The sequence below is a fragment of the Cyanobium gracile PCC 6307 genome (assembly GCF_000316515.1).
GTDB lineage: Bacteria > Cyanobacteriota > Cyanobacteriia > PCC-6307 > Cyanobiaceae > Cyanobium > Cyanobium gracile.
The window spans coordinates 3,310,333-3,327,156 of the sequence record NC_019675.1; the positions used below are offsets into that span (position 1 = coordinate 3,310,333).

11 protein-coding genes are annotated in these 16,824 nt (G+C 71.5%); 6 read left to right on the forward strand and 5 right to left on the reverse strand.

Annotation, left to right across the window (positions count from 1 at the left end; all coding sequences use genetic code 11):
* Positions 1–16: 16 nt before the first annotated feature.
* From CYAGR_RS16055 to hypE, 5 genes are read left to right on the forward strand one after another with little or no spacing between them, the layout of a single operon-like run.
* Entirely contained in the window at positions 17–247 is a 231-nt protein-coding gene (locus tag CYAGR_RS16055) for a HypC/HybG/HupF family hydrogenase formation chaperone (protein WP_245552558.1), read from the forward strand.
* Complete coding sequence (gene nifJ / locus CYAGR_RS16060) at positions 244–3,894, forward strand: pyruvate:ferredoxin (flavodoxin) oxidoreductase (RefSeq protein WP_015110907.1); 3,651 nt, start codon at positions 244–246, stop codon at positions 3,892–3,894. The genes CYAGR_RS16055 and nifJ overlap by 4 nt, the downstream gene beginning before the upstream one ends.
* Positions 3,891–4,925, forward strand: coding sequence for a dihydroorotate dehydrogenase-like protein (locus tag CYAGR_RS16065; RefSeq protein ID WP_015110908.1), 1,035 nt, complete (start codon positions 3,891–3,893; stop codon positions 4,923–4,925). The genes nifJ and CYAGR_RS16065 overlap by 4 nt, the downstream gene beginning before the upstream one ends.
* The gene (hypD, locus tag CYAGR_RS16070; RefSeq protein WP_015110909.1) at positions 4,922–6,058 is read left to right on the forward strand and encodes a hydrogenase formation protein HypD; all 1,137 of its coding nucleotides are present in this window, start codon (positions 4,922–4,924) and stop codon (positions 6,056–6,058) included. Before CYAGR_RS16065 ends, hypD begins: the two co-directional genes overlap by 4 nt.
* Positions 6,051–7,082: a hydrogenase expression/formation protein HypE gene (gene hypE, locus CYAGR_RS16075; RefSeq protein WP_015110910.1), complete on the forward strand. Its 1,032-nt coding sequence runs from the start codon at positions 6,051–6,053 to the stop codon at positions 7,080–7,082. Before hypD ends, hypE begins: the two co-directional genes overlap by 8 nt.
* Before the next feature lie 9 nt (positions 7,083–7,091).
* On the opposite strand, the gene CYAGR_RS16080 is transcribed toward hypE, so the two are convergent.
* Positions 7,092–7,535, reverse strand: a complete 444-nt coding sequence (locus CYAGR_RS16080) for an Hsp20/alpha crystallin family protein (protein ID WP_015110911.1) — start codon at positions 7,533–7,535, stop codon at positions 7,092–7,094.
* A gap of 307 nt (positions 7,536–7,842) precedes the next feature.
* The gene (locus CYAGR_RS16085; protein ID WP_015110912.1) at positions 7,843–10,653 is read right to left on the reverse strand and encodes a cation-translocating P-type ATPase; all 2,811 of its coding nucleotides are present in this window, start codon (positions 10,651–10,653) and stop codon (positions 7,843–7,845) included.
* A 117-nt stretch (positions 10,654–10,770) separates the two neighbouring features.
* On the opposite strand from CYAGR_RS16085, the gene CYAGR_RS16090 reads away from it, so the two are divergent.
* Positions 10,771–11,718 (forward strand): TraB/GumN family protein, encoded by a 948-nt coding sequence (locus CYAGR_RS16090; RefSeq protein ID WP_015110913.1) that lies wholly within the window; start codon positions 10,771–10,773, stop codon positions 11,716–11,718.
* Here the strand turns inward: CYAGR_RS16090 and CYAGR_RS16095 are convergent.
* The 3 genes from CYAGR_RS16095 to CYAGR_RS16105 form a co-directional block, all read right to left on the reverse strand.
* Positions 11,715–14,858 (reverse strand): efflux RND transporter permease subunit, encoded by a 3,144-nt coding sequence (locus CYAGR_RS16095; protein ID WP_015110914.1) that lies wholly within the window; start codon positions 14,856–14,858, stop codon positions 11,715–11,717. The genes CYAGR_RS16090 and CYAGR_RS16095 overlap by 4 nt on opposite strands.
* A 69-nt stretch (positions 14,859–14,927) precedes the next feature.
* Positions 14,928–15,149: a DUF3136 domain-containing protein gene (locus CYAGR_RS16100; protein ID WP_015110915.1), complete on the reverse strand. Its 222-nt coding sequence runs from the start codon at positions 15,147–15,149 to the stop codon at positions 14,928–14,930.
* Positions 15,150–15,192: 43 nt separating this feature from the next.
* Positions 15,193–16,752 carry a bifunctional orotidine-5'-phosphate decarboxylase/orotate phosphoribosyltransferase gene (locus CYAGR_RS16105; RefSeq protein ID WP_015110916.1) on the reverse strand — a complete coding sequence of 520 codons (1,560 nt, stop codon included), beginning with the start codon at positions 16,750–16,752 and terminating at the stop codon, positions 15,193–15,195.
* Positions 16,753–16,824: the final 72 nt, after the last annotated feature.

Genomic DNA, 16,824 nt, shown 5'->3' on the forward strand with positions numbered 1-16,824 from the left:
GCCCATGTGCCTGGCCGTGCCTGCTCGCATCCTCTCGATCCGGATCCAGCCGCCGGCGGGCGATCCCGGACCGGCGGGGGCCGAAGCCGCCGCAGACGATGACGGCCTCTGGCGCATGGCCGAGGTGGATTTCGGCGGGGTGCGCCAGCAGGTGAGCCTGGCCTGTCTGCCCGAGGCGGCCGTCGGCGATCGGGTGCTGGTGCACGTGGGCCTGGCCCTCAGCCTCGTCGAGGACGACCCCGCATGACCATCACCGTCGATGGCAACGAGGCCGTGGCGCTCGTGGCCTACCGCCTCAACGAGGCCATCGCCATCTATCCGATCACCCCCGCCTCGCCGATGGGGGAGTGGGCCGACGCCTGGAACACCGAAGGCCGCCCCAACCTCTGGGGCACGGTGCCGGCGGTGGTGGAGCTGCAGAGCGAGGCCGGCGCCGCCGGCACCGTCCACGGGGCCCTGCAGGCGGGGGTACTGACCACCACCTTCACGGCCTCCCAGGGGCTGCTGCTGATGGTGCCCAACCTCTACAAGCTGGCCGGCGAGCTCACCCCCGCCGTGCTGCACGTGGCGGCCCGCTCCCTGGCGGCCCAGGGGCTCTCGATCTTCGGCGACCACAGCGACGTGATGGCCTGCCGCGGCACGGGCTGCGTCATCCTCTGTTCCGCCTCGGTGCAGGAGGCCGGCGACTTCGCCGCCATCGCCACCCGGGCGAGCCTGAAGGGGCGGCTGCCGTTCCTGCACATGTTCGACGGCTTCCGCACCTCCCACGAGATCCAGAAGATCGAGCCCATCGCCGATGAGATGCTCCACGCCCTGATGCCGATGGAGGCGGTGGCGGCCCACCGCCACAGGGCCCTCTCCCCCGACCATCCGGTGCTGCGCGGCACGGCCCAGAACCCGGACGTCTACTTCCAGGCGCGCGAGTCGGTGAACCGCTTCTACGACGCCCTCCCCGGCCACCTGTTGGAGGCGATGGAGCGCTTCGCCGGCCTCACCGGCCGCCATTACGGGCTCTACGAGTACGTGGGGGCCGCCGACGCTGAGCGGGTGGTGGTGCTGATGGGCTCCGGCTGCGAGACCGCCGCGGAGACCGCCCTGGCCCTGAACGCCGCCGGCGAACGGCTGGGGGTGCTCAAGGTGCGCCTATTCCGCCCCTTCGTGGCGGCTCTGTTCGCCGCCGCCCTGCCGCCGACGGTGCAATCCCTGGCGGTGCTCGACCGCTGCAAGGAGCCGGGGGCCGGCGGTGAACCCCTCTACCTCGATGCGGTGGCCGCCCTCAGTGAGGAGTGGCAGTCCTGCCACGGCGATCGCCCCCTGCCGCGGGTGGTGGGCGGCCGCTACGGCCTCTCCTCCAAGGAGTTCACCCCGGCCATGGTGAAGGCGGTGTTCGACAACCTCCGCGCCGAGCGGCCCCGCAACCACTTCACGGTCGGCATCGACGACGACGTCACCCACCGATCGCTGCCCGTCGCGGCGGACTTCCACGTGGATGGGCCCGACCAGGTGCGGGCCGTGTTCTACGGCCTGGGCTCGGACGGCACCGTGGGGGGCAACAAGGCCACGATCAAGATCATCGGGGAGCAGACCGACCTGTTCGCCCAGGCCTACTTCGTCTACGACTCCAAGAAGTCGGGGTCGGTCACGGTGTCGCACCTGCGCTTCGGCCCCCGGCCGATCCGCGCCCCGTACCTGATCGAGCGGCCCACCCTGGTGGCCTGCCACCAGTGGGATTTCGTCGACCGCTTCGACCTGCTGGCCGGCCTGGACGCCGGTGGGGTGCTGCTGCTCAACAGCCCCTTCCCGATCGAGGAGAGCTGGCGGCGGATGCCGGCGGCGCTGCGCTGCGGCATCCGCGAGCGGGGGCTGGCGGTGTGGCTGATCAACGCCTACCGGGTGGCCCGGGAGGCCGGGATGGGGAACCACATCAACACGGTGATGCAGGCCTGCTTCTTCGCCGTCAGCGGCGTGCTGCCGCGGGAGGAGGCGATCGAGCAGATCCGTGCCTCGCTGCGCAAGACCTACGGCCGCAAGGGGGAGGCGGTGGTGGCCATGAACCTGCGCGCCCTCGACGCCAGCCTCGAGCACCTCCAGCCCCTCGACTGGCGCCAGCTGCCGGCGGAAGACGACCTCCCGCCACCGGCCCCTGTGGCCGACCGTCTCGCCGACGCTCCGTTGTTCGTGCGGGAGGTGATCGCCCCCCTGCTGGAGCGGCGCGGCGATGCCCTGCCCGTCAGCGCCCTGCCCTGCGACGGCACCTGGCCCACGGGCACGGCCCAGTGGGAGAAGCGCAACATCGCCGAGACCGTGCCGGTGTGGGAGAGCGACCTCTGCGTGCAGTGCGGCAAGTGCGTCATGGTCTGCCCCCATGCGGTGATCCGAGCCAAGGCGGTGGCGCCGGAGGCGCTGGTGGGCGCACCGCAGGGCTTCCGCCAGGCCCCGGCCCGCGACCCGGACCTGGCGGGCCGCAGCTTCACGATCCAGGTGGCCGTGGAGGACTGCACCGGCTGCGCGCTGTGCGTGGAGGTCTGCCCGGCCCGCGACCGCACCGAGCCGAAGCGCAAGGCGATCAACATGGCGCCCCAGCGCCCCCTGCGGGAGGCGGGCCGGGGCCACTGGGACTATTTCCTGGGGCTGCCCGAGATGGCCCGCGCCGACCTCAACCTGCACAGGATCGGCCAGCAGCAGCTGCAGCAGCCCCTGTTCGAGTTCTCCGGCGCCTGCGGCGGCTGCGGCGAAACGCCCTATCTCAAGCTGGCCAGTCAGCTGTTCGGCGACCGCATGCTGGTGGCCAACGCCACGGGCTGCTCCTCCATCTACGGCGGCAACCTGCCCACCACCCCCTGGAGCATGAATGCCGAGGGGCGTGGTCCGGCCTGGAGCAATTCTCTCTTCGAGGACAACGCCGAGTTCGGCCTTGGCATGCGCGTGGCGATCGACCAACAGCGCCAGATGGCCCTCGAGCTGCTGGAGCGGCTGGGGCCGGCGCCGGAGCGGGGCGACTCCCTGCTCCCCGGGGCCCTGGTGGCGGCGATCCGCGACGGCGACCAGCACGACGAGGCCGGCATCGTCGCCCAGCGCCAGCGGGTGGAGGAGCTCAAGCGGCTGCTGCACGCTGTGGCACCCCAGGGCCCCTGGGCCGCCACTCCCCGGGACGGCCAGGCCGCCCGTCTGCTGGATCTGGCCGATGCCCTGGTCAAGAAGAGCGTCTGGCTGGTGGGGGGCGACGGCTGGGCCTACGACATCGGCTTCGGCGGCCTCGACCACGTGCTGGCCAGCGGCCGGGATGTCAACGCCCTGGTGCTCGACACCGAGGTGTACTCCAACACCGGCGGCCAGATGTCGAAGGCCACCCCCCGGGCGGCGGTGGCCAAGTACGCCGCCGGCGGCAAGGCCGCCCCCAAGAAGGATCTTGGGCTGATGATGATGAGCTACGGCACGGTCTACGTGGCCAGCGTGGCCATGGGGGCCCGCGATGAGCACACGGTGCGGGCGTTCCTGGAGGCGGAGAGCTACCCGGGGCCGTCGCTGATCCTGGCCTACTCCCACTGCATCGCCCACGGCATCGACATGGCCCGGGGCATGGAGCAGCAGAAGGTGGCGGTGGACTCCGGCCGCTGGTTGCTCTACCGCTACGACCCGCGCCGCACCGACCGGGGCGAGCACCCGCTGCAGATCGACAGCCGGGGTCAGAAGCGACCCCTGGCCGAAGCGATGGCCACGGAGAACCGGTTCCGCATGCTCTCCTTCAGCCAGCCGGAGCGGGCCCGGGCCCTGGCCCGCCAGGCCGAGCTGGAGGTGGCCCGGCGCTGGGCCATCTACCGGGCCCTCGCCGGCACTCCGACGGGCCCCGAGGCGAGCCCCCAGGCCCATTCCCCGATGGAGGCACCGGCATGACCCGTCCCGATCTGTCCGTCACCTACCTGGGCCTGGAGCTGCGCAGCCCCCTGGTGGTGGGGGCCGCGGCGCCCCTGAGCGAGGACATCGACCAGTTGCTGCGGCTGGAGGAGGCCGGCGCCGCCGCTGTGGTGTTGCATTCGCTGTTCGAGGAGCAGATCGAGCGCGACCAGCTGGAGCTGCACCGGGTGAGCATCCAGGGGGCCGACAGTTACGGCGAGGCGCTCAGCTACTTCCCCGAGCCCTCGATCTTCCATGTGGGCCACGACCTCTACCTGCGCCACCTCGAGCAGGCCCGCTCCCGCCTGTCGGTGCCGGTGATCGCCAGCCTCAACGGCGCCCACCCCGGCCAGTGGGTGCAGGTGGCGCGGCGGATGGAGGACGCCGGTGCCAGCGCCCTGGAGCTGAACATCTATTCCGTCCCCACCGATCCGGATCTCTCCAGCGCGGCGATCGAGAACCAGGTGCTGGAGATCGTCGCCGAGGTGCGCGCCGAGGTGACGCTGCCCCTGGCGGTGAAGCTCAGCCCCTTCTTCACCAACTTCGGCGCCATGGCCAAGCGGCTGGCCGCCGTCGGTGCCGATGGCCTGGTGCTGTTCAACCGCTTCTACCAGCCCGACATCGACATTGAGGAACTGGAGGTGCGGCCCAACCTGCTGCTGTCCACCCCCCACGACCTGCGGCTGCCCCTGCGCTGGATCGCCCTGCTGCACGGCCGCCACCCGGTGGATCTAGCGGCCACCGGTGGCGTGCACCGCGGCACCGACGTGGTGCGGCTGCTGATGGCCGGCGCCGCCATCACCCAGGTGGTGGCCGCCCTGCTGCGCCACGGCCCCGGCCGGCTCACGGGCCTGGAGGAGGAGCTGGGCCAGTGGCTGCTGGAGCACGAGCACGCCTCGGCCCGGGAGCTGATCGGCTGCATGAGCCAGCAGCGCTGCCCCGATCCGAGCGAGTATGAGCGCTCCCAGTACATGCGCGCCGTCCAGACCTTCCTGCCCGCCGAGGCCGCGGCGGCGCCCGGTCCCTGGTGAGTGCTCCGCTGGCGGCGACGGCGGAGGTGGCCGCCGTGCGGGAGCTGGCCCTTGAGCTGGCCGCCATCACCACCCGCCCCTGGACCCTGATGGAGGTGTGCGGCGGCCAGACCCACGCCATCGTGCGCTGGGGGCTCGACCAGCTGCTCCCCCCCGGGCTGCGGCTGATCCACGGGCCCGGTTGCCCGGTCTGCGTCACCCCCGCCGCCACGATCGATGCGGCCAGGGCCCTGGCCCGCCGGCCCGAGGTGATCCTCTGCTCCTACGGCGACATGCTGCGGGTGCCGGGCGCCGCCGCTGACGGGGGGCCGGGGGATCTGCTGGGGGTGCGGGCCGAGGGGGGCGACGTGCGCCTGCTCACCTCCCCCCTCGAGGCCCTGGCCTTGGCCCGGCGCCACCCGGACCGGCAGGTGGTGTTCCTGGCGGCGGGCTTCGAGACCACCGCGCCGGCCACGGCCCTGCTGGTACGCCAGGCGAGCGCCGCCGGGGCGGCCAACCTCTCCCTGCTGGCGGCCCATGTGCGGGTGCCCCCCGCCATGGCGGCGATCCTCACGGCCGAGGGCAACCAGGTGCAGGGGTTCCTGGCGGCGGGGCACGTGTGCGCCGTGATGGGCACCGGGGAACTGGAGCAGCTCGCGGATCGGCACCGGGTGCCGGTGGTGGTGAGCGGCTTCGAGCCCCTGGATCTGATGCAGGGCCTGGTGGCCTGCGTGCGCCAGCTGGAGCGGGGTGAGGCCCGGGTGGCCAATGCCTACGGCCGGGTGGTGCGCCAGCAGGGCAATCCGGAGGCCCGGGCCCTGCTGGAGTCGGTGTTCGAGCCGGTGGACCGGCCCTGGCGGGGCTTCGGCTTGATCCCGGGGGGCGGCCTCGGGCTGAGGGCGCCGTTCCGCAGCCTGGAGGCCGGGGCCCGCTTCAGCGACCTGCCCGCTGGGCCCGAGGAGGGGGCGGATCCCGGGGCCGGGGATAGGGAGGATGGGGTCTGCATCAGCGGCCGCATCCTGCAGGGGCGCGCCCGGCCCATGGACTGCCCGGCCTTCGGGACCACCTGCACACCGGAGCATCCGCTGGGGGCGCCGATGGTGTCCTCGGAGGGGGCCTGCGCGGCCTATCACCGTTACGGCCGCCGTGGCTGAGCTGGTCCCGCCCGCCACCCCCCGCATCCAGCTGGCCCACGGCGGCGGCGGCACCCTGATGCAGCAGTTGATCGACGCCGAACTGCGCCGCCTCTACGCCGACCCCGACCAGGTGCTGCACGATGCTGCCCGCCTGTCCCTGCCCCACGGGCGCCTGGCCTTCACCACCGACAGCTACGTGGTGCAGCCCCTGGAGTTCGAGGGGGGCGACATCGGCATCCTGGCGGTGACGGGCACCGCCAACGACCTGGCGATGGCCGGCGCCAGGCCCCTGGTGCTCAGCCTGGGCCTGATCCTGGAGGAGGGGCTGGAGCTGGCCGTGCTGCGCCGCATCGTGGCGTCGCTGGGGGCGGCCGCCCGGCGCTGCGGGGTGACCATCGTCACCGGCGACACCAAGGTGGTGGAGCGGGGCAAGGGGGACGGGGCGTTCCTCAACACCAGCGGCATCGGCCTGCTGGAGGTGGACGAGCCGATCGATCCGCTGGCGATCGCCCCCGGCGACCAGCTGCTAGTGAGCGGGGACCTGGGCCGCCACGGGGTGGCGATCCTGGCCGCCCGCCATGGCCTGGATCTGCAGCCCCCCCTGGCCACGGACTGCCTGCCCCTGTGGCCCGCGGTGGAGGCGCTGCTGGCCGCGGGGGTGCGGCTCCACTGCCTGAGGGACCTCACCCGGGGCGGGCTGGCCAGCGCCCTGCAGGAACTGGCGGCCCCCAACGGCCTTGAGCTGCTGATCGAGGAGGAGCGCATCCCGGTGGCCGAGCCGGTGCGGCGCACCTGCGACCTGCTGGGCTTCGATCCGCTGCACCTGGCCAACGAGGGCCGCTTCCTGGCGGTGGTGCCCGAGGCCGATCGGCAGCGGGCCCTGGCGGTGCTGGCTCCGGCCGGCGGGGCCTGGATCGGCCGGGTGGCGGCGGCAGGACCAGGAGCCGGCCGCCCCCGGGGCCGGGTGTTGCTGCGCACCCCCTACGGCAGCGAGCGGGTGCTGGTGCCCCTCAGCGGGGAACTGCTGCCGCGGATCTGCTGAGCGTCGCCGTCACTGGATCGGCACCTGGGTCGGCTCGGCGCTGGGGGCGGGCCCCTTGCGGGGCACCGTCACCGTCAGCTGCCCCTCCTTGGCGGTGGCCTTGAGGCCGGCGGTGTCGGCGTCCTCCGGCAGGGTGAAACTGCGGGAGAACTGGCCGTAGAAGCGCTCCACGCGGTGCATACGCGAGCTGTCCTCCTTCTTCTCCTGCTGCCGCTCCCCCTGCACGGTGAGCACCCCGTGGTCGATGGTCACCTTGAGGTCCTCCTTGCGGACCCCGGGAATGTCCGCCTGGATCTCGTAGGCACCGTCAGTTTCAACGATGTCGACCCGGGGATTCCAGTCGGCCATCGTGACAGCGGTGCTGCTGCGACCCAATGGCCAGGGCAGGGTACGGGTGTAGCGGTCGAAGAGTTCTTCGACGTCCTTGAGAGTTTCCGAAGGAATGATGGCCATGGTGGTGCCTCCTGAATGGAGAAAGAAGCAGGGTTGACAGGCATTGGCTTCGATCTTGACAGCCCCTGAGGGATTGCCGCTGGGGATTCCTTGGCGGGATTTCCTCGCCCCTTGCGGGGATGGGAAGGCGTTGCTGCACAATGCTCAAAATGTGCAGCATTTCATTGTTGGAATGAACTGATGTGCTCAATGAATGAGAGAGGTGAAGCGATAGGCAGTTCTGGTCTTCTTCCGGCAATTCAATTGTATTGGAGCCCTCCAGTCGACTTGTGACCGGTTGGCTGTCATTGGGAAATCTTCACCATCCTCAGCGGGCCGTTCGCCAGCGCTTGTCAAGGGCGTCGGCGAGGATCACCAGCACCGGAGCCAGGACCATCGGACCCAGCCAGGCCAGGGGAAAGGGGGCCATGCCGAAGACGGCCGCCAGGGGAGCCAGCAGCACCAGGGCACTGGCCAGCAGCGGTTCGCTGATCAGTCCCAGCCACAGCAACTGGTTGGGAAGCCTCAGCATGTCCCAGGCCGGACGGCGTTCACTGCGGCAGGCCAGCAGGGTGCCCATCTGGCCAGCCACGATCAGGCAGAAGGTGACGGTGGTGGCCTGTTGCTGGATCGCCACCACGCCGGCGTCAGCCGTGTGGTGCAGCAGCTGGGGGGCCAGGGCACGCAGCTGGCTCCAGCCCACGCCGTTGGCCCGCCAGGTCAGCAGATAGCCCGCCATGGCCACCAGGCCCTCCACCACCCCCAGCACCAGATAGGCCCGCACCATCACGGCCCGGTTGAGCAGCGGCAGGCCCTTGGGGCGCGGTGGCAGGCGCATCACCCCCGGCTCGGGCGGATCGGCCCCCAGACCCAGGGCCGGCAGCAGGTCCGTTCCCAGGTCGACGGCCAGGATCTGCAGCACTGTGAGGGCGGCGGGAATTCCGGCGATCACCATCGCCAGGAAGGGCACCACCTCCGGCACGTTCGAGGCCAGCACGTAGGTGATGAAACGTCCGATGTTGGTCACCACCGAGCGGCCATAGCGGACGGCCTGCACGATCGTGGCGAAGTTGTCGTCGAGCAGCACGATGTCGGCGGCCTCGCGGGCCACATCGGTGCCGCTGATCCCCATCGCCAGGCCGACATCGGCGGCGCGCAGGGCCGGTGCATCGTTGACGCCGTCACCGGTGACGGCCACCACCTCGCCGAGGGCCCGGTAGGCCTGCACCAGACGCAGCTTCTGCTCCGGCGCCATGCGGGCGAACACCAGCCGGCGGCGGAACTTGAGCAGCTGGCGCAGGTGAACGTCGCTGATCTGGGCCAGGGTGGGCCCCTCGATCACCCGGACCGGATCGGCACTGGCCCGCTGGCGCGCCGTGGATCCCGCCCCGGGCTCCGGGGGATCCAGCAGCCCGATCTGCTGGGCGATCGCCTGGGCGGTGAGGCCGTAGTCGCCGGTGACCATGGTCACCTTGATGCCGGCGTCCCGGCTCTGGCGGATGGCGTCCGGCACCTCCGGGCGGGGAGGGTCGTAGAGACCCAGCAGGCCGAGGAAGGTCTGCTCCCTCTCCAGCTCTTCGCTCGGAGCCGTGGAGCACCCGCCATCGCCCCGCCGGAGCGCTACGGCGATGACCCGGTAGCCCCGGGCGGCCAGACCGTCGTTGGCCTCCACCACCCGCTGGCGCAGGGCGGCGTCCAGGGGCTGGTCAGCCCCGGGCGACAGCCAGGTGGTGCACTGGTCGAGGACATCCAGCGGCGCCCCCTTGGTGATCAGCAGGGAGCCCCCGCTGGCGATGGGCAGGTCATCGGCCCGGTCGCTCCAGTCCACCAGCACGGTCATTCGGCGGCGATGGGAGTCGAAGGGGATCTCCCGGCGTCGCGGATGCCGGCCTGACTGCTCTCCCGGTGCCAGGCCGGCGGCGGCGGCGGCCAGCAGCATCGCCGTTTCGGTGGGATCCCCCACCCCTCGCCAGGGTTCGGCGGCATGGCCGCCCCCGGCCGTGGCCGGCTCCAGGCGGGCGTTGGAGCAGAGGGCGGCACAACGCAGCAGCAGCCGCTCCAGGCCTTCGCCGGCCTCCGGCAGCCAGGTGCTCTCCACCGCCATGCGGTTGCCGGTGAGCGTTCCGGTCTTGTCGCAGCAGATCACGCTCACCGATCCCAGGGCTTCCACCGCCGACAGGCGGCGCACCAGCGCCTTGCGCCGGGCCATGCGCTGCACCGCCATAGCCAGGGCCAGGGTCACGGTGGGCAGGAGCCCCTCGGGCACATTGGCGACGATGATCCCGGTGGCGAACACCAGGCTCTCCAGGGGGTTCATCCCCACCAGCAGGACACTGAGGCCGAACGCCACCAGCCCCATGGTGACGGCGATGGTGCAGATGGTGTGCACGATCCGGCTCACCTGCACCTCCAGGGTGCTGGCGGCGCGGACGGTGCCGGCCGCCAGCCGGGCCACCTGCCCGAATTCGGTCTCGGGGCCCGTGGCATAGACGAAGGCCTCCCCCCGTCCGGAAGCCACCGTGCTGCCGGCCATCACCAGGTTGATACGCTCACCGGTGGTCACCTTCACCTGCAGCTGGCTGCCCTCGAGGGCCTCACTGCGGCGGGCCACCGGCAGCGATTCGCCGGTGAGCACCGACAGGTCCAGATAGAGCCCATGGGCCTCGCTCAGCCGGCAGTCGGCCGGAACCCTGTCCCCCTCCTCGAGCCGAAGCCGGTCGCCGGCCACCAGCTGCTCCGCCGGCAGAAACACCAGCTGGCCATCACGCCACACCTGCACCTGGCTGGGCAGGGCACGGGTGAGGGCGGCCAGGGTGCGCTCGGCCTGGAACTCCTGCCAGAAGGAGAAGACGCCGTTGATCAGGACCACCCCCCAGATGGCCCAGCCCAGCTGGGGGGTCCCGGCGGCGAAGGCCAGACCCCCGGCGACCCACAGCAGCAGGGCCATGAAGTGGACCATCTGGTCCAGGAAGCGCAGGGCCAGGGGTCGGCGCCTCAGGGGCGGCAGACGGTTGGCGCCGAAGCGCTCCAGCCGCCGCTCCGCCTCCCCGCTGCTGAGGCCCTCCGGTGTGGTCTGCAGGGCCTGGTGGACGCCCTCCAGCGGCAGCGACCAGATCGGCTGGGAGGCGGCGAGCAGCACGGACCGGCAGCGGAAGCCACGATCAGCATGGCCCGCCCGGGGTCGGGCGAAGTGACGTGGCTAGCGTCCATTGGCCGGTGGAGGCCGCTGCCCATGCCGCCGCAGATGCCCCTGTCGATGCCGTCGTCGACGCCGCACGCGACGCTCCGGTCGGTGTGGCGCCGCACCCTGGCCCTGGCGGCCCTGGCCCTGGCCGCCGTTCCGGGGCTGGCGGCCGTTCCGGTAGCGGCGGCTGAGCTCGGCACCCTCTGGAGGGTGCGGGACGGCGCCGGCACGGTGTTCATCGCCGGCTCCCTGCACCAGCTGCGCCGCGACCGGGCCGGGCTCCCCCCGTCCTATGGCCGGGCCTACGGGGACGCGGAGCGGCTGGCGATGGAGCTCGACATGGACGCCATCAGCCCGGCGGCCCTGGCGGGTGAGCTGGTGGCGCGGGCCCTCGACCCCGACGGCCGCTCCCTGCGCGAGGTCCTGCCGGCGGCGACCTGGCGGACCCTCCAGCCGCGCCTGGCGGGCCTGGGGCTGCCGGAGGGGGCGATCGATCGGTTCGAGCCCTGGGCCGTGGCCCTGCTGCTCGCCTCCGCCGAGTTCCTGCAGCGGGGCTACTCCCCCGACAGCGGGGTGGAGGGCCAGCTCCAGGCCAGGGCCGCCGCCGACCGCAAGCCCATCGACGGACTGGAGACACCGGCCGAGCAGTTCGAGCTGTTCGACGGGCTGCCCCAAGCCGACCAGGTGCAGCTGCTGGAGGTCACCCTGAAGGAACTGGATGGGGTCGGGCCCCGGCTTGACGCCCTTGAGGACGCCTGGCGGGCCGGCGACCTGCCCCGTCTCGAGGCCCTGCTGCTCGCCGACTACCGCCAGCGGCCGGATCTCCTTGAGCGTCTGGTGGTCCGGCGTAATACGGCCTGGGTGGCTCCGGTGCGGGGGTTCCTGCGGCGCCCCGACGACACCCTGGTGGTGGTGGGGCTGATGCACCTGCTGGGGGACCGGGGGCTGATCGCCCTGCTGCGGCAGCAGGGGCTGAAGCCGGAGCGGTTCGTGGCTGGGGGGTGGCGACCGGAGCCCTAGGCCTGTTCGGCCCGGCGGCCATGGCCGCCGCCCAGGCTGAGCTCCCATCCCTTGACGATCCGGTAAAGGGTGGGCACCAGGAACAGGGTGAGACCCGTGGCCACCAGCAGCCCGAAGAACACCACCGTGCCGATGCTGATGCGGCTGGCCGACCCGGCGCCGGTGGCGAACAGCAGGGGCAGGAAGCCCGCCAGGGAGGAGAAGGCGGTGAGCAGGATCGGCCGCAGACGGGCGACGGCGGCGCCGTGGACGGCTTCATCGAGGGGCATCCCCTCCGCCAGCCGCTGGTTGGCGAATTCGACGATCAGGATGGCGTTCTTCGCCGCCAGGGCCACCAGCACCAGCAGGCCCATCTGGCCGTAGACGTCCAGGGGGAGGCCCCGCAGAGCCAGACCCAGCACCCCGCCGAGCACCCCCATGGGCACGGTCGCCAGGATGATGAAGGGATCGGCGAAGTTCTCGTAGAGGCCGGCCAGCACCAGCAGCATCACCAGCACCGCCAGGGCGAACACCTGCAGATTGCCGCCGCCGGCCCTGGCCTCCTCCCGGGCCAGACCCGCCCATTCCAGGTCGGTGGCCGTGCTGCCGCGGTCCTGCTGCAGCTGCTCCAGCAGGGCGATGGCCTGGCCGCTGCTCACCCCCGGGCCCGGCTGGGCCCGGATGCTGATCGAGCGCACCAGGCGGGTGTGGTTGATCGTCGTGGGGCCGGTGCCGGCTTCCACCTGCACGATCTGGGCCAGGGGGATCAGCTGGCCACTGCGGTTGCGCACCTGCAGGGCCAGCACGTCATCGGCATCCCGCCGGGCCTCGCCCTCGAGCTGGAGGATAACCCTGCGCACCTGGTCGCCTTCGAAGCTGTCGTTGACGTAGTCGCTGCCGAAGCTGGCCCCGAGCACGCTGACCAGTTCATCGAGATCCACCTGGAGCGAGGCCATGCGCAGCCGGTCGGGGATGAGCCTCAGCAGGGGGGCGTCGGCACTGAAGCGGGTGCCCACCTGCTCGAAGGCGCCCGTCTGCCGGGCCGCGGCGATGAAGGCCTCCGCCTCCTGCTGGAACTCGCCGAGGCTGAGGCGGCCGCCGCTGGTGTCGAGCAGGTCGAACTCCAGGCCGCTCTCACTGCTGAAGCCCCGCACGGTGGGGGATTCGCTGACGATCACCGAGGCATCGCTGATTCTCTGGCGCAGGCGCCGGTTCAGCCGTTCGGCCACTGCGGCGGCGCTCTGGTCGGCCCCGGGGCGCTCCTCGATCGGCTTGAGCCGCAGAAAGAAGATCCCCTTGTTGGGGGAGCTGTCGCCGAAGGAGCGGCCGGCATAGAAGTTGGCGAAGCGGATCAGGGGCTCCTGGTCCATCACCTCCCGGACCTGCTCCATCACCTGCTGGGTGCGGGGCAGGGCGATGCCGTCCTGGAGCAGCACCACGCCCCGCAGCTGGCCGCTGTCCTCCTGGGGGATGAAGGCCTTGGGCCGCTGCTCGAACGCCAGGCCCGTCAGCAGCAGACCGACCAGCAGGCCGGCCACCACGCGACGCCGCCAGTGCAGCACGCGGCTGAGCAGCCGGTCGTAGGGGCGCTCCAGACGCTCCAGGGCCCGCCGGGGCGGATCGATCCAGCGCAGCAGCCAGGCCGGCTCCCGGCGATCGGCATGGAGCAGCCGGCTGGCGGCCACCGGGGTGAAGGTGAGGGCGTTGAAGGTGGAGAACACGATCGTGCCGCCGATCGTCAGGGCGATGGGGGCGTAGAGACGGCCCAGGCTGCCCTGCAGGGTGAGCACCGGCAGGAACACCACGATCAGCACCAGGGAGGTGGCGATCACGGCGCCCCCCAGTTCCGCCATGGCTTCGCGGGCGGCCTCCAGGGGTGGGCGGCCGTTCTCCAGACGGCGGCCGATGTCCTCGCTGACCACGATGGCGTCGTCCACCACCAGCCCGCTGGCCAGCACCATGCCGAACAGGGTGAGGGTGTTGATCGAATCGCCGCTGAGCCGGAGCACGGCCAGCGAACCGATCAGGGCCACCGGCACCGCCGAGGCGCTGATCAGGGCCAGACGGCTGTTCCCCAGCCCCAGCAGCAGCACCAGGAACACCAGCAGCACCGCCTCCCGCAGGCTCGCCGTGGTCCGGTCGATGCTGGTGCGGATCGAGGCCGCCTCGTCGACGATCACCTGGAGATCCACCCCCGGCGGAAAGCGGGGCCCCAGCTCCTTGAGGGCCCCTTCAATGCCCTGGCTCACTTCCAGGGCATTGCTGCCGTCCCGCTGGAAGATCCCCACGGCCACCGCCGTCTTGCCGCTCAGGTCGGTGGCGATCGCTTCGTAGTTCTCGCTGCCCAGGCTGACCCGGCCCACATCCTTCAGCAGGGTGACCCCCCCGTTGGCGCTGCGGTCGACCACCAGGGACTCGAACTCCTGGGCGGTGCGCAGCCGTCCCTCCATGCGCAGCGGCAGGGTGACGAGCTGGTCGTCGGGGGAGGGGGCCACCCCGGCCTGGCCGAGGGCGGCCAGCACGTTCTGCTCCTCGAGGGCATCGCGCACCTCGCTGATGGTCAGATTGCGTTCCTCCAGGCGCAGCGGATCCAGCCACAGCCGGAAGGCGAGCGAACTTCCCCCGAACAGCCGCACCTCGCCGACGCCGGGCACCCGTTGCAGCCGGTCGCGGATCACCTGGTCCACCCAGCCGCTCAGGAAGGTGTCGTCGTAACGGTCGCGGCTGGCACTGAAGCTCAGCACCATCAGCAGGTCATCGGAGGTGCGTCGCACCTGCACCCCGAAGCGCGCCACCTGGGCGGGCAGCTGGCGGCTGACCACCGCCGCCTCGTTCTGGGTGTTGATCTGGTTGATCTCGGGGTTGCCGCCCTCGAAGCCGAGGGAAATGCTGCTGCCGTTGGCCGAGCTGGTGGATCGGATCGAATCCAGCCGCTCCAGGCCGTTGAACTGTTTCTCCAGCAGGGTGGTCACCCCCTGCTCCACCACCTCCGGACTGGCGCCCGGGTAGCTGGCGCTCACCGACACCCGGCCCGGGGCGATCGGCGGCAGGTTCTCGACCTTGAGGCCGGGCAGGCTGATCAGGCCGCCAAGAATAACCAGCAGGCTCAGCACCAGCGTCAGCACCGGCCGGCGCAGGAAGGGGTCGGAGATCGACTTCACGGAAACGCCTGGGTGGGCACCGACCCTGATCGCCGACCGATCCTGGCAGGGGCGGGGGGCGCCCCGCGATCAGCGCAGGTCGCGCTTCAGAACGGCATAGAGGTAGTCCGGGGACTTGTAGCGGCTCGGCAGGCAGATGTGGAGCTGCTCCAGCCGGCTCCAGCAGACCGTGCGCTGGATCGCCTCCATCGTGCGGCCCTCCTTGAGCAGCAACCGCATCGCCTTGCAGTACAGGGAGTATTTCGCCTCAAGCTCGCCGATCGTTGGGGGCTGACCCTGGACCTGGGGCATGGCGGAAGGGGGCACCCGGGTTTTGCAGGGGTGCCCAGCCACTCTACGAGCTGGCCAGTAGCCCCTCGACGCCCAGGGCCCTCGCTGGAGGGGCATGGCCGAGGGTGGCGGCCTGGTCGTCGCTGAGCCGTCCGGCCGCATGCAGCACGGCGGTGATCCGGGCGATGTCGAGCACGGCGTGGCAGCGATAGCCCCCCTTGGCGAGCCGCTGGCGGGCGCTGGTGTCCGCCTGGCCGCCGTGGTCGATGAACACCACCACGTCCTCCACCTCCAGGCCGGAGCTTTCCAGCTTGGCGATGCCCTCGAGCACACTGGTGCCGGTGATCAGGATGTCGTCCACCACCACCACCCGGTCGCCCTCCTCGAAATCCCCTTCGATCAGGCGACGGGCCCCGTGGGCCTTTACCTCCTTGCGCGGGTAGAGGAGGGGTTTGTGCAGCTGCAGCGACAGCCCGGTGGCGGTGGGCAGGGAGCCGTAGGGAATGCCGGCGATGCGGTCGAAGACCAGCTCGCCGAGCTGGCCGGCATAGGCATGCAGCACCCGGTGGAACAGGTTGGGATCGGAGATGATCTGGCGCAGATCCACGTAGTAGTTGAAGACGGCTCCCGAGGCCTGCACGTAGTCGCCGAACAGCAGGCAGCCGATGTCGAACAGATCGACAATCAGGCTGGCCAGCGGGTCGCCGGAGCCATCGGCGTCCGTGCCGGCCCCGGCCTCGGCGCTGCCCTCCGGGCGACGCTCCGGCAGCCACAGGCTGCAGGCCTCACCCTGGTCCGGCGCCCGCCGCTCCAGCCAGCGGTCCCGGCGCTCGCTGATCCGCTGCTTGAGGGCAGCGGCGCGGACGGCGATGTCGTCCTCCACCAGGAGGTTCTGGGGCAGGGGCATCAGCAGGCCGTCGGCGGCCGGACTCAGCCCGGCCTCCAGCAGGGCGTCGAGGCGATCCTCCTCTCCCCAGAGGCTGCGCAGGATCAGGAAGCGCTCCGGCGCCTCCTGGCGCACCCGGGCCAGGATCGCCGGGTCACTGGTGCCCACCTCCAGCAGCAGCTGGTCGGGGGTGGCCCAGAGCTGGCATTCCCGCACGATGCGCAGGTAGAGGGGATCGCTCTCGTCGGGGTGGTGCTGCAGCACCCTGGCGGCCGCGTTGGAGCTGTGGCAGGTGATCACCACCGCCTTGTCGGGGTACAGCAGGAACGGGGCGGCGATGTCCTGGCCGGCCAGGGGGGAGAGGGTGACGCCGTCGGCGCCGAGTTCGCGGAACAGGTAATGGGCCAGCGCCGAGGAGCTGTTCAGGTCCCCATGCTTGGTGTCGATGATCAGGGGAATGTCGAGCGGCACCAGTTCCCGCACCTCCCGCAGCAGTTCCAGCCCCACCGGGCCGAGGGCCTGGTAGAAGCCGAGGCTGGGCTTGTAGGCGCAGACGTGGTCGGCGGTGGCCTCCACCACCGCCTTGATCCAGTGGCGCGCCTGGGAGAGAAACGAGCGACCGCCCATGCCGCGGCGATGGGCCCAGGCCTGCAACATCTCCGGATTGGGATCGAGGCCGGTGACCAGCAGCGACTGACGGGCGGCGATGGCGTCGGTGAGCTGGACGAAGAAGCCCATCGCGCAGGGGGTTGGTGCCCAAGGTGCTAAGGCGAGGGCCGGCGCCAGCGCGAGGGCGTGACACAGGACTTA